Source organism: Lacrimispora sp. 210928-DFI.3.58 (genome assembly GCF_020554865.1).
Lineage (GTDB): Bacteria > Bacillota > Clostridia > Lachnospirales > Lachnospiraceae > Enterocloster.
Window position 1 is genome coordinate 162836 of sequence record NZ_JAJCIC010000004.1, and the last position, 19772, is coordinate 182607.

Sequence of the window (19772 nt, forward strand, 5' to 3'; positions counted from 1 at the left end):
CAGCTGCTTTCTATACGGTTGCTATAGGGCTGCCTTCGCAGGCGGAAACGCTTATAATACGTACTCCATGTGAGCACCATGCTTGATGGTATTTCTGGAGATGGTGATCCTCTGTACGGTAGGAGCTCCCTCCTCCAGCCACATAGCGCGGCAGTCACGGTACAGGCGCTCTACAGGGCCGTACTTGCAGTCCTCAAAGTAGCCGACGCCGCCGAAGATCTCCAGCATCTCATCGCTGACCTTTCTGGTGGTGTCAATGCTGAACAGCTTGCACATAGCAGCCTTTTCCTCAATGTACTCGCCGGTGGGGTTCTCCTCATAGGCCTTTGCAAAATCGTAAACCATGCAGCGGAGTGCATGCACCATCATGGACATATCGGCGATCTTGCAGCGGATGGCCTGACGTGTTCCGATAGGCTTGCCGAAGGTTACACGGTCAGCAGCATACTGTAAGGACAGCTCTAACATTCTCTGTGCCATACCTAAGTTGGATGCAGCAATGTGTGCGCGGGATACGGACAGTGAATGCATTGCGATCTCAAGTCCCTGACCCTCTTTGCCTAAGAGATACTTCTTGTCGATCCTGCAGTCAGTGAACTTTAACTCGCCGTGTCCTGCACCGCGGCAGCCCATCATATGAGGCATATTGATCACCTCAAAACCTGGAGCATCCATTGGCACGAAGAAAGCGGAGAGTCTGTCATCCTTACTGGAGTCCGGATTGGTAACAGCGATCACATAAGCAAATTCGCAGCAGTCTGTGTGGGAGATCAGAGTCTTCTCGCCGTTTAATACGTAATAGTCGCCGTCCTTCACTGCGGTGGTATGTAAGTCAGCGCCTGTTCCTCCGGTAGCCTCGGTCAGTGCAAAGCAGGTGAATACGGACTTATCCTGGAACTTGTGCATGTACTCATCCTTTAATTCCTTGCTGCCGTAGTCATCCAGGATCCTCCAGTTCAGATCCATTGCGTAGTGAAGATGCATACGCATGCCGCCCGGTCCTCTGGAGAACTCCTCCTGTACCTGCAGGATCTCAAGCTCGTTTAAGCCCCAGCCGCCGTACTCCTCAGGAAGGGAGCAGCGGTATAAATTATTCTCGATTGCCAGATCGTAAAACTCCTGCGGGAATTTATTGGTGACCTCAACTTCCTTCTGGATCTCCTCCAGCGGTCCCTCTGCCAGTTCACGGATCTGTTTTAAATATGCCTGGAACTCTTCTGCGGATAATTTACTCATTTCATATTCCTCCTTGAATATTTTTTAACAATTTCGATGGTTTAATTATATAATAGAACCCTTCCGAAATCTAATCGTCCCTTCCCCGCTTTTCGAAGGCAATTCATAGCCTTCCGCCTATAGATTGTATATTTCCGCGTACATTTATAGGTTTTAGCCTATAATTCAAATAATTTTGTATCTATTTTATCTGTTTTTACATCTTTTTTTCTTCCGTCCATTTTTCTTTGCATGATTTTAACCATAGACTTTTCCGGGAACCACCAGGTTGTTTCGTTCCGAAATTTTGTTATTTGTTTATCGTGCAGAGCTGTATCTTTGCCTTAACAGGCATCAATAAACGTCTGGAATATTTTTTATTTTTCCTCTCACAGACAGCTTTTAAAATAAATAAAAAGGATATTTGGCTTTTTGTTAACCAGATATCCTTTTTGATCAATGCTTATACGAACGTTTCAAACATGCCCTGAGGCAGCAGTCCTTGCAGCCGCAAAGCACAGAGGCGCCATACCGCCCTCCAGCAATTCCTGCTCCATCATTCCGAAGCCATGTTCTTCCAGGTAGGCGATAAAACCTGCCTTATCCCATTTGTAAAAGGTCCGAAATCCCATAAGCTCCATCATATGGATCCGCAGTCCCGGCCCCTTCCCTTCCTTCCGGACAAAGGTTGGGGCAAGCAAAAGCCCGCCCGGCTTTAACACACGGCTGATCTCCGTCAGGGCGGTCTCCGGATGGGGCATGATGTGGAGGCCATTGGATATCACCACTGCGTCAAAGGAGCCTGACGCATAGGGCAGACAGGTGGCATCCTGAACAGAGAAATGCAGACTGCGGGGACGGCCTCTTTTCTTCGCCTCTTCTATCATGGCCTCGGAAAAATCCGTAGCCTCCCACAGGTGTACCCTTTTTGCCAAAAGAAAGGAAAGCTGCCCGCTCCCGCAGGCCAGCTCCAGAACATTCATGTTCTGGCCCAGATAAGGCTCCATCCGCCTGCCGACCTCTTCATATACTCCTCTGCTGCTCTTCATAACAGGCCCATAAAGCCTTGCAAAGCGCTGCCAGAAGCATTTATTATCCCTTTCCCTCATAGCCTATTCCTCCTAACTGGTCCTGCCAAGCTGCGCCAAAGGCGCCGCGGACCACTTTCAGATACTTCGTAATATAAAAGGCGGACTGCCCGCACAATCCGCCTGATCGATATGAAGTGGATCTATCTCTTCTATTAGTATAGGCTAACCAAAATCCCATATCAATTATCTTATTGACTTTTTTTCTCAATAGTATTGCTTTAGAGGCTCCGATGGCTCTGGACCCTCTGGCAGAGAGGCCGGTATTTCACTTTTCCTCTTCTATTTCTTTCCCCTGCTTAATTCCTTAAAGTTCAATGAAACCATGGTGACCGACAGCAAAAAGGCCATGGTATCGGCAATCGGCCCCGCATACAGTGCCCCGTAGTGAGCCAATGTATTGTTCATCACAATATTGACTGTCATGGTAATGATCTGGTTGATAAAATTGGAAAGCCCCAGCTTTACAATGGCGATCACGCACCCAGGCCGCAGGCCCAGCATCCGAAACCGGATCTGAAAGGTGTGTCAACTAATTTACTCCCAGTACAGACGTTGACTATTTTTATCATTAGCACCATTTTCCGGCTTCTCTGCTTTGACAGAGAGGTTAGTTCATGCTAACATTACAGTTGTTATACTTTTCTTAATGGAGGCGGAAGAGCAATCTTGATCTCTTAAAGGAAAATTATGATATGGAAAAGACATTGTTTTTGTACGATGCGCTGGGCTGCTACGCACAGGGAGGCTTTGAAAGCCTGATACAGAATTTAAACGAACGGTTATAAGACCTGCAGACATGCTCCCCATGTCTTTTTATATAACAAAACCTAACAGCTGTTATACAAGGAGGATTGATTTCATGAAAAAACCAAATTATGGGAACTGGATTCCCAAAACCCTGATGTACTGCCTGTGGGGCGGAACTGCTGCCTTTGTCGCCCTTTGGCTCCTTTTCACCTTTGTATGGCATCTTCCGCTGTTTAAGGGCCTCTTTCTTCTTCCGGCCCTTCTCTCTGCTGCCATGTCCCTCTATATGCAGCTCTGCCGCCATGCTTTCTCCTTTGACGGAGGAGGCATCATGGCGGACATCCACAAGGCACTCCTCTCCCACCTTTCCTGGGATGGCCGCGGCAGCCTCATCGATATCGGCTGCGGCTCCGGTGCCCTTGCCATCCTCTGCGGGAAGACCTGGCCCGGAGCTAATATCACAGGCATTGACTACTGGAGCAGGGAGTGGAATTACGCCAAGGAGCAGTGTGAGGAAAATGCCCACATAGAGGCGCTATCCCACATCACCTTCTGCCAGGGAGATGCGGCCAGCCTGCCCTTTGCGGACGAATCCTTTGACGCTGCTGTCAGCAATTTTGTCTTTCATGAAGTACGGACCCAGCCGGACAAGGGTAAGGTGGTTCGGGAGGCCCTCCGGGTGGTGAAAAAGGGCGGCCCCTTTGCCTTCCATGACCTGTTTGAGCAGAAGCAGATCTATGGAAATATGGAAACGCTCATCGAAGAGCTGAAGGCCGAAGGGATCACCGAGATCCACTATCTGCCTCACACGGAAAATCTTGACTGCATTCCCTGGTATATAAAGGCTCCCTGGCTGCTGACTGGTCTGGGTATCCTCTATGGAGTGAAATAAGAGAAAAAAGGCAGGTGCCTGTGCCATCAGGATCCTGCCTTTTCTATATGGAGTTCATTATAGGTCTCAAACCGCTCTTCGATTTTTTTTAGTGTTTCCGCATAGCCTAAAAGCTCTTCCCTCACCTCCTCCTTGTGGGTAATATTCTTCTTATAACAGATCCTGTGCTCCATGCTCGCCCAGAAATCCATGGATATGGTCCTGAACTGGGTCTCCACCGGAAAATATTCCATGCTGTCCAGACAGTAGATCGGAACCCCCACCACAATATGATAGCTGCGGTATCCATTTGGCTTTGGGGAGGCAATATAATCCTTTTCCTTCATCACTACCAGGTCGGCCTGCCTTTTCAGGCTGTCTGCCATATCGTAGATATCCTTTACAAAGTAACAGATCACACGGATCCCGCAGATATCCTGCAGATAATCCTTTGCATTGATGCTGGTATCCAAAAGCCCCATTCTCTTAAGCTTTTCCTCCACGCTCTCCTTTGCCTTTATCCGCCACTGTATATTGTGGACAGGCCCGCAGGAGGCCTGCTCCTCCTTTGGGCCTCTGTTCAGCTTTTGGTTCAGTATCTCCAGCCTCGTTCTCATGATCCGGCCTGCATCTTCGTAATGTGTGATCAAATCGTGATATTCCCTGTCTGTCATCTGCTTTCCCTTTCCCGGCACCGGCACCATGTATTACGGATTTCGGATCAATGTACCGGGCTGCCGCCCAATGCCGCTGTCCAAAACAAGCATATTATAAAGGAAAGCTATGAACATTCGGTGAATTATCTTTGAAACATACACAGCCGTTCACTGTTTCGGACGGTTATCGTCCTGACACTGCCTCTGCCTCCCACTCTGTCAGTCCGCCGCTGTAGATTTGAGATCGATGCAGCCTCCGGGCCGGTTATCGACTGGGAGGCAGAGAGGACTTACCGCTAAAAGGTCGTTTTCATAAACCGAGAGGAGGAAGGCCAGCCGGCTTCCCTCCTCTCGAACTTTTGATCAATCAGCCAGGAATGACACATGTTCTCCCTGGTACACATTTCTCACAGCTCCCATTGCCTGCATAGGAGTGCTTGGAAGCTCTCCGTTCACAAAAGCAATGGCATCCTCGTATGCGTAGCGGATATACTCACTGCCTGACGGATACGTATGATGGCCTGCAAAGATGTACTTCACATCATCCTCATAATCCATCAGCTTCTCCATGCTGTTGATATAGGCTTCCATGTCAACTCCGTCGCCAAACATGACAACGGGGCCTTCCTGGACACTGTCTCCGGTGATCAGAATCCCGTGACTGCGGTCAAGCAGGGCAATGCTGCCGTAGGTATGGCCTGGGATCTCAATGATCTCAAAATGAAAATCACCGCAGCTTATCACATCTCCCTCGCTGATATAGGTAATATCCAGTCCCTCCGGCAGCAGATAGGCGTCTCTTTCATTGATGCAGCAGGAATCAAAATATACCATGCCGCCGATATGATCCGGATGTCCGTGGGTCAGGACCACCTCCACAGGCAGGTCCGTGATCTTACGTACCTCATCCAGCACATGGTCATCCTCCATAAGGGTGTCGATCAGCAGCGCCTTATCCTTCCCCACGATCAGATAAGCCCTTGTGCGCGGCTCATCCAAAACATACATATTGCCGGTAAACTGCTTTGCCTCCACCGTGATATTGCCTCCCCACATACTGGCGGATCCCTCCTTTTCTTCCTCTTTGCTCTGGACTCTTCCGTTCTCTGTCCATGCGCCGTCTGCATTTACCTGATAGCCGTCCGGCGTTGTGGCGGCTGTGACAAGGTAGCCCGTCTCATCAAAATAATAGCACTCTGAGATCCCATCCTGGTTGCCGTCCAGCCATCTCCAGCTGTTCATCGGATAAGACCCGTCCTCCTCCTGCCACCACCAGCCGGTATCATTTGCCTTCCACTCTCCGGCCAGGGAGGTAAACGGCATGGACATTGCCATAGCCGCAGCAAGCATTACTGTCAATGATCTTCTTTTCTGCATCTTCCTTCTCCTTTTCCATCTTTCTTTTGTCTGTGCAAATAGCCAGTCTTTCAAGGATGGGCGCAAAACACCCATAATAAATAAAAAAGGACTCACTGTATTTCACAGAGAATCCCTATGTAGGCCAATGCTTCCGGCTCACTGTATTTATTATAAACCACAGGAAAAAAAGAAGTCAATGAGATCATCGGGAATTTCACAGAAAAATCACAGCCTCCTCATGCAGTGCCTCCCTGCAGTACTGCTCTAATTGTTTCCTATCTGTCATTCCCTTGCCTTCCTGTGCCACAACATGATATTATGAAACAAATGTTATTATTGGAGGTAATCAAATGAGCATCGACAATCTGATCTGCTTTCTTCTGGTTGCTGAAAACTTAAGCTTCGCAAGGGCTTCGGAGTCCCTCCACATCTCCCAGCCTGCTGTCACAAAACAGATTAGCTCTCTGGAACAGGAGCTGGGGGTATCCCTTTTCATCCGCTCCACCCGCCATGTTGAGCTGACTCCCGCAGGCATGTCCTTTTATAAGGATGCCAAAGTGATCGTTGCCAAAACCCAGACAGCTGTCAGCCGCCTGAAAAACCACAATACGAATCCTGCGTCCCTCCGCATTGGCTTAAGCAACCCTTCGGCCCTTACATACCTGACTCCCCTGCTGAAAGCATTTCATGAAAAACACCCTGATATCTATCCCAACATCATTGTTCCGGGGTATAAGATCGCCATGAACCTTTTCCTGGAAAACATGCTGGATGTGCTCTTTTTCCACAGAGAAAATCTTCCAAAGAAAAAAGACATCTCCTTCTGTGAACTGGAAAGAGATCATTTATGCTGCCTGGCGCCTGCCGGTCATCCCCTGGCTGCAAGAAAGTCCCTCTCCTCCAGGGAGCTGGAGAACATCCCCCTCATTGCATGCAATCCCTTAAATGCGCCCCAGGCCATGGCTGCCTTTCAGCAGCAGTTTCTGACCTCCCATCCTGCCAATAAGGTCTTTTACTGTGAGGATCTGGAAACTGCCCACTGTATGGTTGCTGCCGGGATCGGCCTGTCCGTACTGCCTGATACCCTATGCATAAAATCGCCGGATTTTGCCGCTGTTCCCCTTGAGGAAGCCCCGGAACTCTCCTTTGGCATTTTTTATCGCCCCAAAAGCTCCAATCCGGCCTTAGGGGACTTCTTAAGGCTTATTTAGCTTCTGCAAATATCTTTTTCCGGTTGCCCGCAACCGGAAACGCAGACAGCAGGAAGGCCTCACCGCAGCTGACAAGGGTATTGTTCATGACAGCCATCACGGCTGTGGAGGCGATCTGGGAAATAAAACTGGGGACCCCCAGGGAAGCCACTGTTTTTACCAGAGAGAACTGCGGATCAAAGAAATGTAAACATGATCACATTGGTAGCGGCATTTCCCAGATATCCCACACCTTGCCCGATAAAGATCTGATCCAAGGGGATTCCGTTCTGTTGTTGTCTGGCCCATTTTAAAACCTCCTGTCTCAGCCTCGAAGGCCTGTTCCCGCGCAAATGAAAAGGGCCTGTACAGATCTGCTCTGTACGCCGGCCCTTCCCATAGCTTTTAGTACACATGTTTTTTCTTCTTGCCAGTCTGCGCCTGTTCAGCGGCTGTGTGATCCGCCACGTTTACCTTCGGAACTTCCTTTTTCTTTTTCGGCGGATGCTTTGGGTTCTTGTCTGCCATATCTGTCACCTCAATTCTGTCAGCTTTCAATTAAAATGCAGTTTACTTGTTGTATTAGCACTATTAGCAGATGAGTGCTAACCTCCTTTTTTAATATAACAGATACGCAGCCTGTTTTGAATTGAAAATATCTTATCATTAATAACTAAAAGTTATTATATTTCCTGTGTACAGCTGAAAATACCGTCCCTTCTCCTCCAGAAGCTGTTCGTGGGTTCCCCGCTCAATGATCCGTCCATGCTCCAGGACCATGATACAATCCGCATTCTTTACCGTCGACAGCCTGTGGGCGATCACAAAGGTAGTCCTTCCCTTCATCAGACGGTCCATGCCCTCCTGCACCAGGGTCTCTGTCCTGGTATCAATGGAAGAGGTTGCCTCGTCTAAGATCAGCACCGGCGGATCGGCCACGGCGGCCCTGGCAATGGCTAACAGCTGCCTCTGCCCCTGGCTCAGATTGGCTCCGTCCCCTGTCAGTATGGTCTGGTACCCCTCCGGCAGACGCTTGATAAAGCTGTGGGCATTGGCAAGCTTCGCGGCGTTGATGCACTCCACGTCTGTGGCATCAAGGCGGCCATAGCGTATATTGTCCATCACTGTCCCGGTAAACAGATGGGTATCCTGGAGCACCATGCCCAGGGAGCGGCGCAGGTCTGCCTTTTTAATTTTGTTGATATTGATGCTGTCATAGCGGATCTTGCCGTCCTGGATGTCGTAAAAACGGTTAATGAGATTGGTAATGGTCGTCTTTCCCGCCCCTGTGCTCCCCACAAAGGCGATCTTCTGTCCCGGAGTGGCATAGAGCTTTATGTTGTGCAGGATGGGCTTTCCCTCATCGTATCCAAAGTCCACATCGTTGAAGGTCACATCCCCCTTAAGCCTTGTGTAGGTAATGGTTCCATCGGCCTGATGGGGATGCTTCCAGGCCCAGAGTCCGGTACGGCTCTGACTCTCCTCCAGGGAGCCGTCCGCATTTTCCCTGACATTTACCAGCTCCACATAGCCCTCGTCCTTCTCAGGCTCCTCGTCCAGAAGCTCAAATACCCGCTCCGCTCCGGCCAGTGCCATGACGATGCTGTTCATCTGCTGGCTGATCTGTGTGATGGGCCTGGTAAAGTTCTTATTCAGGTTCAAAAAGGCTACCAGTCCTCCCAGAGTCAGGCCTCCATGGCCGCTCAAAGCCAGGGCTGCTCCCAATACTGCGCAGAGGACGTAGCTGATATTTCCCAGGTTACCGTTGACCGGCATCATAATGTTGGCGAACTTATTTGCCTGGCAGGTGCTCTCCCGAAGCTGATCATTCAGCTTTCGAAACTGTTCCTTGCTCTGTTCCTCGTGGCAGAACACCTTGACTACCTTCTGCCCCTCCATCATTTCCTCAATATAGCCGTTGACCCGACCCAGGCTTTTCTGCTGCTCCCGGAAATACCGGGAGGACCGGTCGCCTATTTTTGATGCCGCAAGCAGCATGATCCCCACCATAACAAGGGCCATCACTGTCAGAGGGACATTCAGGACCACCATGCTGATAAATGTGACAGCCAGCGTCACAAAGGAATTAATGATCTGCGGGATGCTCTGGCTGATCAGCTGGCGCAGGGTGTCCACGTCATTGGTATAGATAGACATGATATCGCCGTGGGCATGGGTGTCAAAGTAGCGGATGGGAAGGGATTCCATGTGGTGAAACAGCTGGACTCTCAGATTCCTCATAGTTCCCTGGGTGATATTGATCATGATGCGGTTATAAAGATAGGCGCATAGGATCCCAACAGCATAGACCGCAGCCAGGCTTCCCACCGCCTTTGCCAGGGGCAGAAAATCCGGCGTCTTCTCCCTTGTCAGCGGCAGGATGTAGTCATCGATCAGGCTCTGCATAAAGAGCGTCCCCCGCAGGGTTGCCAGGGCAGAGCCCAAAATGCAGATCACCACACAGCCAAAGGACCATTTGTAGTCCTTCAGCATATATCCGAGAACCCGCGCAAGAACAGGTCCCGGCTGCGTCTTCTTCTTTTTCTGTATGCTCATCGCCTACACCTCCCTTTCCGTCTGATTCTCCGGAGAAGCAGCATGGTCGAAATCGCCGCCTCCATTCATCTGGGTATCATAGATCTCACGGTAGATCTGATTGGATTCCAGCAGCCTCTCATGGGTGTCGAAGCCGGATATCTGCCCATCCTCCATTACCAGGATCCTGTCGGCATCCTGGACGCTGGAAATCCTCTGGGCAATGATCAGCTTCGTGGTTCCCGGTATCTGCTCGCCAAAGGCCTTCCGTATCCTGGAATCCGTAGCCGTATCCACTGCGCTGGTGGAATCATCCAGGATCAGCACCTTCGGTTTCTTTAACAGGGCCCGTGCAATGCAGAGCCGCTGCTTCTGGCCGCCTGAGACATTAGCTCCTCCCTGCTCGATCCAGGAATGGTATTTGTCCGGAAGCTGTTCAATAAATTCATCTGCACATGCCTGGCGGCAGGCCTCCCTGCACTCCTCCTCTGTAGCGTCCTCCTTGCCCCAGCGCAGGTTGTCAAGGATAGTTCCGGAAAAGAGGACATTTTTCTGGAGCACCACTGCCACCTGGTTTCTCAGAACCTCCATATCGTAAGAGCATACGTCCCTTCCTCCCACAAGCACCTGTCCCTTGTCCGCATCGTACAGACGGCTGACCAGATTCACAAGGCTGGTTTTTCCGCAGCCAGTCCCTCCGATGATCCCAATGGTCTCCCCGGAGTCAATGTGCAGGTTAATATCACGCAGTGTCTCCTCACCGCTGCCCTGCTTATAGGAAAAAGCCACATGGTTAAAATCAATGCTCCCATCGGAGATTTCCCTTACCGGCTCCTCCGGGTTTGTCATATCCGTCTTTTCCTCCAGCACCTCTGCAATACGCCGACCGCTGGCAGCGCTCATAGTCAGTATGACAAAGACCATAGACAGCATCATGAGGGACATCAGGACCCCCATCACATAGCTGAACATGGAGGTCAGCTCACCTGTTGTCAGGTCCCCGATCACAATGTAGTGGGCCCCGAACCAGGACAGACCGATCATGCAGCCGTACACCACCAGCATCATAACGGGATTGTTCAGAGCCAGCAGGCCTTCTGCCCTGACAAAGAGGCGGTAGAGATTATCTGCTGCTTTTTTGAATTTCTCATCCTCGTATTCTTCCCTTACAAAGGCCTTTACCACCCGGATGGCGGAAACATTTTCCTGGATGCCTCCGTTTAACTCGTCATACTTATCAAAGACCTGTTCATAGAAGCGGACTGCCCTGCTCATGATCAGAGCCAGGGCAATGGACAGCACCAAAATTGCTGCCAGAAAAATGAGGCTCAGCCTTCGGTTGATCACAAAGCACATGCACAGACTGCATACCAGCATCAGCGGAGAGCGGACTGCGATCCGAAGGCTCATCTGATAGGCGACCTGCATGTTCATAACATCCGTTGTCATGCGGGTCACCAGGCCGGCGGTGCTGAACCTGTCAATGTTGGAAAAGGCGAAGGTCTGGATATTCTCATACATTCCCTCCCGCAGGTTTGCGGCAAAGCCTGAGGAGGCCTCTGCGCCGTACCGACCTGCCATCACGCCAAAATAGAGGCTGAAAAATGCCAGAACCAGCATCAATGCTCCATAGGCGTAAACCATGGTACTATTTCCTGCCTCAATCCCCTTGTCAATGATAGATGCCATGATGAAGGGGATGAGCACCTCCATCAATACCTCCAGAGCAGTGAAGAGGGGCGTCAAAACGGACACCCGTCTGTATTCGCCCACGCATTTTAACAATGTTCTTATCATATCGGTTCCTCCATTCTGTCAGCGGACGTTTGCTTTAAATTCAAAAGCATCCGGCAGAGGACCTGCTCTGTAAGCTGCAATTCCTGCCTTGATATTCCTCTGCACATATCCTCACCTCGTTTTTTCAAAAAGTCTTCTACTTCCTGCTGCTTTTCATAGGCCTTTTCTGTCAGAACAAGCCTCTTTTTTCTGTCATCTGCAATATCACCCTCTGTGTTCAGGTATCCCTTTTTCTTTAGACTCTTCAGGATCGTAGATATGGTTGCCTTTGATATTCCAAAAGCCTTTTGGATATCCTTTGCATACAGAGCCTTGGAATCCTGGGACAACAGGTGATTTAACATAATGCACTGGCCGGAGGTAATCCCCAGATTTTTGGCATTTGACCTCTCGTACTGCTCCAGCGCTGCTTTTATTTGCTTTAAAAGACAATTGATCCTGATCTCTTCCATGTTTTCCACCTCTTGATCCGTGCGGTTTTCTGACTGCATCCCTTCCTATGTTCGCGGCCAAATGATTTGCATTCAAACCATATGCCTTAAAACATTATAACTGCCTGTGGGCTGTAAGAGAATTGAATATTTCTTATTATCAATAATAAAAGGTTAATAATGTTGTAAAACAGGCTCCTGAGCGGGAACGCGCAAAATAAAAAAGAGAGCGGCTGCAGGCATCATCGAACTGCCTGAAGCATCTCTCTTTTGGTTGTATAAAGTCTCTCCCTCACTGCCCTCCGGCATTCAGGCGCCCATATCTTCTCGTCATCTCATAGATCTCTTTCTGCAGCTCCACGCTCAGCTCCTCTTTTTGCAGCCTCCATTTCCAATTTTTACCAACCGTGGAGGGCTGGTTCATCCTGCAGGAATTGTCATAGCCCAGATAGTCCTGCATGGGAATGATGCACAGGCTGGCGCGGCTGGCCATGATCAGGCTGATAAATGACTTGTACAGGCGGTGGGACGGAGTGTAGTGGTCGCAGAGATAATCCCGCGCCAGCTTCCGCTCCTCCTTTGTAATGCTGGTAAACCAGCCTGCAATGGTCTCGTTGTCATGGGTTCCCGTATAAGCCACGCTGTTCTCCGGGTAATTGTGAGGGAGATAGTCATTGGCACAGCCGGAATCGCGGGAATCAAAGGCAAATTCCAGAACCTTCATGCCGGGAAAGCCGCTTTCTTTCACCAGCTGGCGGACAGAATCTGTTACATAGCCCAGATCCTCGGCAATGACCTGCTTCCATCCCAAGGCTCTTTCCACATGGCGGAAAAGGTCGATCCCAGGCCCCTTCTCCCAGTGTCCGTTCATGGCTGTCTGATCTCCATAGGGAATAGAGTAATATTCGTCAAACCCACGGAAATGGTCGATGCGCACCACATCATACAGCCGAAAACAGTAAGCGAGGCGGGAGATCCACCACTCATATCCTGTCTGCCTGTGGTAATCCCAACGGTACAGCGGATTGCCCCAAAGCTGCCCTGTGGCTGAGAAACCGTCCGGAGGGCAGCCTGCCACCGCCACAGGGACATTGTCCCCATCCAGCTGAAAGAGCTCCGGATGTGCCCATGCATCCGCGCTGTCCATTGCCACATAGATGGGGATATCGCCGATGAGCCGGATCCCCCTCTCATTGGCATAGGCCTTTAGCGCCATCCACTGCCTGTAAAATACAAACTGCATATACTGCTGGAACTCAATATCAAAATACAATTCCCTGCGGTAATAGTCCATGGCATATCCATAGCGCAGACGGATATCCTCCGCCCACTCTGTCCAGGGCTTTCCTCCAAAGCGGTCCTTCACTGCCATAAACAGCCCGTAATCATCCAGCCACCAGCGGTTTTCCTCCAGAAAGCGCTGATAGTCCTGGTTCTGGCTGATATTGCTGCGCTCGTAGGCCTTGCGAAGAAGGGGATACCGATTCCTGTACATTTTCTCGTAGTCAATGCTCTCTGCATTGTCTCCCAGATCAGCCTCCCCGCATTCCTCCTCCGTGAGCACGCCCTCCTCTATCAGCGCCTCCAGACTGATAAAATAGGGGTTTCCTGCAAAGGTGGAAAAGGACTGATAGGGGGAATCCCCGTAGCTTGTGGGGCCCAAGGGCAGGATCTGCCAGTAGCTTTGCCCCGCCTCCCTCAGCCAGTCCACAAAATCGTGGGCGCTTTTTGAAAAGCAGCCGATCCCATGATTTGACGGAAGGCTTGTGATCGATAGTAAAATACCGCCAGCTCTGTTCATATGAAAAATCTCCCCTTAATGTTCGATTATTGCTTCCCTTATTTCTATCGTGACTCCATAGTGGTCGGATACCTGGGGCTCCCTGGTTCCGCTGCATATGACTCCGGAAGAAAGTACCTGCCTGCGTTCACTGCTGAATATATAGTCCAGCCGCATTCCGCTTCCGGCCTCCTTCTTTGATGAACGCTCCCTCCAGCCATCGATCACCTTGCTCACTGTGATCCCATCATCCCTTTTCTCTGCCAGCACATACGTATCCAGCCAGCCGTCCCCGCAGACAAGGTCATAGCCCTGCCCCCGCACCTCTGCCGGGCTGTTAAAATCCCCAAGCAGCCAGACGCCGGCTCCTGCCGCCCTTTTCTCCTGCAAATGGCGGTCAAGCGTCCTCCACTGGCGTTCAAACGGTTCCTCCTCATCATCCCACCAGCCCATGTGCACCGAGTAATACCATGATGTCTCTTCGCCCTTTGTCCTGATCCCCAGGACCTTCCTGGTCTTCCAGTACTGATAATCAGAGGACCTGCTGATCTGAAGCTGCTCTGCCTCCTCAATGGGGGCACGGCTGAAGATCGCCATGCCCTCGTCATAGATCCCATAGCCCACCTTTGCCGGCATCCAGCTCCACTCATAGGAAAGTCCTTCCCCAGCCAGACGATCTGCAAGCCACGCAGCATAGTTGTCCTGACGCAGCGGTATTTCCACGCCCGGGCAGGGGCGGTATCCGGGAACAGCTCCTGTTTCCAATCCGCAAGCCCCTCCCAGAACAGGAGACGCAATGGTCTGGTTCACCTCCTGCAAAGCCAGAATATCCGGCTTTTCCCGCAGCAGCACCTGCACAAACTGCTCTCTCTTCTGTTCAAAATCCGGCTCCGCCAGACTGTGTGTATTGATGGTCATGATCTTCATGAGCCTTTCCCTCCCGGAAATCTTGTCAGCCTATGCCAATTTGCCTGCCGGGCTTTCATGACCCGTCCTCTGCGCGGGCACAGGCGTTCTCTATGTATTACTCTATAAAATGTCATTAATATCTGATTTCAGTACATCCGCCTTAGGCCCGTAGACAGCCTGGATCCCATTGTCCTTTTTAAGGAGTCCCAGCGCTCCCTCTGCCTTCCATGCAGGAAGCTCCGCTACCTTTGAGGGATCCTTCACCGTGACGCGCAGACGTGTCATGCAGGCATCCACCAGCGTGATGTTCTCTCTTCCGCCTAATAATGCGATGATCCTTTCCGCCTGACTGCTTCCAGAGCCATTGTTTCCGGCTCCGCTGCCTTCCGTTCCTGTGGCCTGAGGAAGATTCTCCCCATCCTCTCCGCCTTCGTCCGTATAGTTACCCAGACGTCCCGGCGTTGCATATCCGAATTTGCCGATCATAACGTATGCCACAAGGTAACCGATCACAAAAAATGCCACAACACAGATCAGAAAATTCACCACATCCTGCCCCAGTCCGGCCTTTAGGGACATGGGGATCCTTGTCATAAATTCCAGATTGCCAAAGGAGTGCTGACGCAAAGGCAGGATGCCTGCCATTGCAAAGGCGCAGCCCTGGAGGATTGCGTATACCACATATAACGGCAGTGCGCAGAACATGAACATAAATTCCAAGGGCTCTGTAACGCCGGTCAGGAACACGGCCAGGACCGTGGATAAAAACATGGAGCGGTAACGCTTTCTCTTATCCCCGTCCACACGGCGGTACATTGCCAGGGCAACGCCTAAGAGCAGTCCGGTGGCTCCGATCATCTGTCCTACCTTGAAGCGGGCCGGTGTCACGGTGGTAAGCAGGTTCGTGTAAGCTGCCATATCACCTGCGTCCTTAAAATTGATCAGATCCGTTACCCATGCAAGCCACAGCGGATCCTGTCCAAATACCTGAGAACCGGCGTTGATGCCTGTCTGGATGGTATAGGTTCCTCCAAAGGAGGTGTAGTTCATGGGAATCGTCAGCATATGGTGCAGTCCAAAGGGCAGCAGCAGACGCTCCAGGGTCCCATAGATAAATGGCGCAAATACCGGAGAGGTGGAGGAGGAATTGGCGATCCACACGCCGAATGCATTGATCCCTCCCTGCACCACCGGCCATACAACTGCCAGCACAGCTGAAATGATGACAGACCATGCGATCACTACCATGGGCACAAAGCGCTTTCCGTTAAAAAATGCCAGCGCATCCGGGAGCTTGCGGAAGTTATAATACTTATTATATATCATTCCGCCTGTAAATCCAGAAATAATTCCCACAAAAACACCCATATTCAAGGCAGGAGCCCCAAGCACGGAGGTGAAATATCCATTTACCAGGATCTCCTTCCCAAACAGTGTATGAGTCACGGCCTCCGGATCATTTAACATAGCGCTCGTCACACCGAAGATTGCTCCGGTAATGCAGTTGATGAGCACAAAGGCGATAACAGCTGCAAAAGCTCCGCCTGCCCTCTCCTTTGCCCAGGAGCCGCCGATGGCAACAGCGAACAGGATATGCAGATTGTTGATGATAGCCCAGCCAATGTTTTCCATGGTACTTCCGATCATGAGCACTGTATGGATATCAGCGCCGCCCATCTGCACCAGCTTTCCAAGGCTGATCATCAGCCCGGCTGCCGGCATCACTGCGATCACCGCCATCAAAACCTTTCCCAGCTTCTGCAGAAAATCAAAATTGATCTTTGCCTTTTTCTTCTCCGTCCCTGCTGTCACAGCCTCCTCTGCCTTCTGCCCGAAATTCTTTCCTGCAGCCCCCTGTTCCGGCAAAACCTCTCCGGATGGCTTCTCATTCCCATTCATGCCGCCGGCAGCAGCAATGGATTCCTCCTCTGAAAATGTAATTACCGCATCCTCGCCAGCTCTCACTCTTCCGCCATGGCCCTGCAGGATCCTTCCTGACACTCCCCCGCACACCAGTACCGGTGTGACCGGATTGATATCCCGCTCCTTCAGATATGCCAGATCGACCTCTGCTATCCTATCCCCGGCCTTTACCTTATCTCCGGCCTTCACAAATACCTTGAAGCACGCTCCTTTTAGGGCAACTGTCTCCAGACCCACATGCACCAAAAGCTCCAGCCCCTCCTCAGACCGGAAGCCAAATGCATGCATGGTGTCTGCCACCGATACCACCTCTCCCGTTACCGGGCTGAGGATCGTTCCATCCTCCGGGATCACCGCCATGCCATCTCCGATGATCTTCTGTGAAAATACAGGATCCGGAACCTGCTCCAACGCAACTGCCTGCCCGGTAAGCGGAGACAAAATCCGCAGGCCATGTTCATTCTTATTCATCTTCCTATAACCTCCCACAAAATTTTTTGCATTCTTCGTGCAATTTTATGCTTGTTTTACGCAATCGCTTGCATTAAATATAATCCTTTTGCACGCCATTTGTAAACAGGTTTTTCAATCAAATCCCTTTTTCTATCTTTTTCACAAAAACGCTGCCAGTCAATTGTGCAATTTTTCCATTCCCATTATGCAACATTTCTTTTTAATTGCACTGCATTGCATGATCCAATTGACTTTTCCCCTGCATTCCGATAAAATGTGGGTATAAACGGCTTGTGGAAAGGAGAATCACTATGGCTGTCACAATCAAAGAGGTGGCCGCGCTGGCCGGCGTGTCGCCCTCCACTGTTTCCAGGACCTGCAAGAACAATCCCTCCATCAGCGAGGAGACAAAGGAAAAGGTCAGAAAGGCCATGATTGAATTAGGCTATGAGCCTAATTTCCAGGCCAGCAATCTGGCAACACAGAACTCCCGTGCTGTCGGGATCATACTTCCGGTATCTGCAAGGGAAACCTACGAAAACTCCTTCTATCTGGAGGCCATACGCGGTATCAGCCAATTCTGCAACCAGCGCCAGTACGTCAATACCATTATCACAGGACAGACAAATGATGAGGTGCTCCAGGTCATCCGCACCATGACCCGCAGCGGCCAGGTAGATGGCTTCATTGTGCTCTACTCCAGGCAGAGCGACCCGGTCATAGAGTATCTTTACAGCGAAGGCCTTCTCTATGTTCTTATTGGCAAAGCCTACCATTTTCCCAACCAGACCATATACATCGACAATGACAACCTTCTGGCCGGCCAGGAGGCCGTAGAATACCTCTGCCATCTTGGCCACAAGAGGATCGCCTACATTGGCAGCGACAGCAGCCTCATGTTCTCCGCTGACCGCAAAACGGGATACCAGCTGGCGCTGCAAAAGCACGGCCTTCCCGCTGATCCCGATTACTGCATCGAGATCCCTTCCATACTGAAGGATTACTCAGAAAAGATCCGCCGCCTGCTGACCCTTCCTGAGCGCCCCACTGCCGTTCTGGTAAGCGATGATATCCTTGCCGTTGCCCTGGAGCGGGTGTGCCTTGAAAATGGCCTCTCCATACCGGAGGACTTATCCATCATCTCCTTCAACAACTCCCTGCTCGCAAGGCTGACCTCCCCCCAGCTGACCTCTGTGGATGTAAACTCCTTCCAGCTGGGCATCGAAGCCGCCTCCCAGGTGATCAACCACATAGAGAACCCCAACCTGCTGGCGACAAAGATCATCGTTCCCCATCATTTGATCGAGAGGAACAGCTGCAGAGCCTTGTAATCGCCATAAAAATCCCCATGGGAATCGCTGCCTTACGGCACTCCTTCCCATGGGGATTTTTTATGCGCACCCTTGCGCTCCATTATGTATGTTTGCTGTCTGCCGTACTGGCACGCCTCTTTTCCCTGCACAGCTGGTTCATATAGTTGCAATAAGGTATCACCACCACCGGAAGCGTGACAAGCCACGCAAGGATCGTCGCAATATAATATGCATATTCCCCCATCAGAGGAGGCAGCGCCAATACGGAAAAGATCCGGGCTGCCAGCTGCAGGAATCCGGCGTACATGGGATACTTCACGTGCCCCAATGTCTGAATGGCGATTCTATACAGATACATAGGAGCCATGATAAACATTCCCAGTGTCAGCACCCGCACATATGCCACTGCCACATGAAGTGTCTCCCCATACAGAGTATCTGTCTTGGACAGGAATACATTTACCAGCTGCGGTGCCAGCCCCTGGACGATCACATTCAGGATCACAGACAGGGCCAGTGACAACAGGACGATCTGATGCTGTCCTTTTCTGACGCGCTCATGCTTTTCCGCTCCGAGGTTCTGGCCGATAAACACCGACAGGCCTGTCTGGATCGCCATGACAAGGGACTCCATCAGTGTAAAGATCTTTGTAGCCGAGGAGATCCCGGCTGTAAAGAAGGGGCCTATGGCATTTACATTTCTTGAAACAAAGCTGCCGCCTACAGAGATCACAGCACTGTTCACAAACATGGGGATCCAGAGGCTTATCACCTGCTTCATCAGCTTTCCATCAAGCTTCCAGTAGGAAAATTCCCAGGTAAACATAGAGCTCTTCCACAGAGGAACCAGCGCCACCAGCATCGCTGCAAACTGCGCGATAACCGTGGCAAGGGCACCTCCCTTCACGCCCCAGCCGAACACGACAATGAACAGAATATCTAACGCCACATTGATAGCCGTTGATACGGAAACCGCATAAAAAGTGATCCTGCTGTTTCCCGATGCCCTTAAAAGGGCCGCAGCCACATTGTAGATGAGTACAAGAGGGATTCCCAAAAGTACGATGGAGAAGTAATCCCCTGTCATCCGGATAATGTCCTCCTGCACCTGGAACAGCTGGAAGATCTCATCCAGATAGTATTCTGCCAGAACGGTCAGCACTACCGCCATGCTGACCGTAATGGTGCAGGCGTTTCCGACGATCACCTTGAGCTTCTCCCGGTCATTCTCCCCCACGCTGTAGGAAGCCAGGATGCTCAGGGTATTGGAGAGATCCCTGGCAACTGCATTGAGAAGCCAGGTGATCCAGGAGCAGCTGTTTACTGCCGCCAGCGCCCCAATTCCAATAAAATTCCCTACGATCACAGCATCTGTAATATAATACAGCTGCTGAAAGATATTACTGAAGATCAGAGGGACGGAAAACATCATTACCAGCCTGACAGGGCTTCCCTCCAGCATATTTATGTTTTGTTTGTTTTTCTGTCTTGCGATATTCATC

17 protein-coding genes are annotated in these 19772 nt (G+C 50.9%); 4 read left to right on the forward strand and 13 right to left on the reverse strand.

All coding sequences use genetic code 11. The annotated features are described in order from the left end of the window. Positions 1-51: 51 nt before the first annotated feature. From LIZ87_RS04425 to LIZ87_RS04435, 3 genes are all read right to left on the reverse strand, one after another. Positions 52-1236, reverse strand: a complete 1185-nt coding sequence (locus LIZ87_RS04425; RefSeq protein ID WP_178313470.1) for an acyl-CoA dehydrogenase family protein — start codon at positions 1234-1236, stop codon at positions 52-54. Positions 1237-1691: 455 nt separating this feature from the next. Further along, a complete protein-coding gene (locus tag LIZ87_RS04430; RefSeq protein ID WP_178313472.1) occupies positions 1692-2324 on the reverse strand; it encodes a class I SAM-dependent methyltransferase in 633 nt (210 codons plus the stop codon). A gap of 261 nt (positions 2325-2585) precedes the next feature. Further along, the gene (locus LIZ87_RS04435) at positions 2586-2807 is read right to left on the reverse strand and encodes a hypothetical protein (protein WP_178313474.1); all 222 of its coding nucleotides are present in this window, start codon (positions 2805-2807) and stop codon (positions 2586-2588) included. Between the two features lie 358 nt (positions 2808-3165). On the opposite strand from LIZ87_RS04435, the gene LIZ87_RS04440 reads away from it, so the two are divergent. Then, positions 3166-3945, forward strand: a complete 780-nt coding sequence (locus tag LIZ87_RS04440) for a class I SAM-dependent methyltransferase (RefSeq protein ID WP_178316247.1) — start codon at positions 3166-3168, stop codon at positions 3943-3945. 26 nt (positions 3946-3971) lie between these two features. On the opposite strand, the gene LIZ87_RS04445 is transcribed toward LIZ87_RS04440, so the two are convergent. Both LIZ87_RS04445 and LIZ87_RS04450 read right to left on the reverse strand, forming a co-directional pair. Next, the gene (locus LIZ87_RS04445; protein ID WP_178316248.1) at positions 3972-4598 is read right to left on the reverse strand and encodes a GTP pyrophosphokinase; all 627 of its coding nucleotides are present in this window, start codon (positions 4596-4598) and stop codon (positions 3972-3974) included. A 345-nt stretch (positions 4599-4943) separates the two neighbouring features. Next, positions 4944-5957, reverse strand: a complete 1014-nt coding sequence (locus LIZ87_RS04450; protein WP_178316249.1) for an MBL fold metallo-hydrolase — start codon at positions 5955-5957, stop codon at positions 4944-4946. A 332-nt stretch (positions 5958-6289) separates the two neighbouring features. Here LIZ87_RS04450 and LIZ87_RS04455 point away from each other — a divergent pair, with 332 nt between their 5' ends. Together LIZ87_RS04455 and LIZ87_RS04460 are read left to right on the forward strand one after the other, a co-directional pair. Next, a complete protein-coding gene (locus LIZ87_RS04455; protein ID WP_227145497.1) occupies positions 6290-7150 on the forward strand; it encodes a LysR family transcriptional regulator in 861 nt (286 codons plus the stop codon). Positions 7151-7173: 23 nt separating this feature from the next. After that, on the forward strand, positions 7174-7443 hold the full coding sequence (locus LIZ87_RS04460) for a hypothetical protein (protein ID WP_227145499.1): 270 nt from the start codon (positions 7174-7176) through the stop codon (positions 7441-7443). Positions 7444-7534: 91 nt separating this feature from the next. Here the strand turns inward: LIZ87_RS04460 and LIZ87_RS22340 are convergent, their stop codons facing one another. The 7 genes from LIZ87_RS22340 to LIZ87_RS04490 all read right to left on the reverse strand — a co-directional run bounded on the left by LIZ87_RS22340 (position 7535) and on the right by LIZ87_RS04490 (position 16975). Next, entirely contained in the window at positions 7535-7657 is a 123-nt protein-coding gene (locus tag LIZ87_RS22340) for a hypothetical protein (protein ID WP_264467885.1), read from the reverse strand. Between the two features lie 138 nt (positions 7658-7795). Continuing rightward, positions 7796-9685 (reverse strand): ABC transporter ATP-binding protein, encoded by a 1890-nt coding sequence (locus LIZ87_RS04465; RefSeq protein WP_227145501.1) that lies wholly within the window; start codon positions 9683-9685, stop codon positions 7796-7798. A 3-nt stretch (positions 9686-9688) separates the two neighbouring features. Then, entirely contained in the window at positions 9689-11461 is a 1773-nt protein-coding gene (locus LIZ87_RS04470) for an ABC transporter ATP-binding protein (RefSeq protein WP_227145503.1), read from the reverse strand. Then, positions 11458-11913 (reverse strand): MarR family winged helix-turn-helix transcriptional regulator, encoded by a 456-nt coding sequence (locus LIZ87_RS04475; RefSeq protein ID WP_227145505.1) that lies wholly within the window; start codon positions 11911-11913, stop codon positions 11458-11460. Before LIZ87_RS04475 ends, LIZ87_RS04470 begins: the two co-directional genes overlap by 4 nt. Before the next feature lie 271 nt (positions 11914-12184). Beyond that, positions 12185-13693, reverse strand: a complete 1509-nt coding sequence (malQ, locus tag LIZ87_RS04480) for a 4-alpha-glucanotransferase (RefSeq protein ID WP_227145508.1) — start codon at positions 13691-13693, stop codon at positions 12185-12187. Between the two features lie 15 nt (positions 13694-13708). Further along, a complete protein-coding gene (locus tag LIZ87_RS04485; RefSeq protein ID WP_178314833.1) occupies positions 13709-14599 on the reverse strand; it encodes an endonuclease/exonuclease/phosphatase family protein in 891 nt (296 codons plus the stop codon). A gap of 102 nt (positions 14600-14701) precedes the next feature. Further along, positions 14702-16975, reverse strand: a complete 2274-nt coding sequence (locus tag LIZ87_RS04490) for a PTS transporter subunit IIBC (protein WP_178314831.1) — start codon at positions 16973-16975, stop codon at positions 14702-14704. 293 nt (positions 16976-17268) lie between these two features. On the opposite strand from LIZ87_RS04490, the gene LIZ87_RS04495 reads away from it, so the two are divergent. Next, complete coding sequence (locus tag LIZ87_RS04495) at positions 17269-18288, forward strand: LacI family DNA-binding transcriptional regulator (protein WP_227145510.1); 1020 nt, start codon at positions 17269-17271, stop codon at positions 18286-18288. A gap of 82 nt (positions 18289-18370) precedes the next feature. Here the strand turns inward: LIZ87_RS04495 and LIZ87_RS04500 are convergent, their stop codons facing one another. Next, the gene (locus tag LIZ87_RS04500; protein WP_227145512.1) at positions 18371-19732 is read right to left on the reverse strand and encodes an MATE family efflux transporter; all 1362 of its coding nucleotides are present in this window, start codon (positions 19730-19732) and stop codon (positions 18371-18373) included. Positions 19733-19772 lie beyond the last annotated feature (40 nt).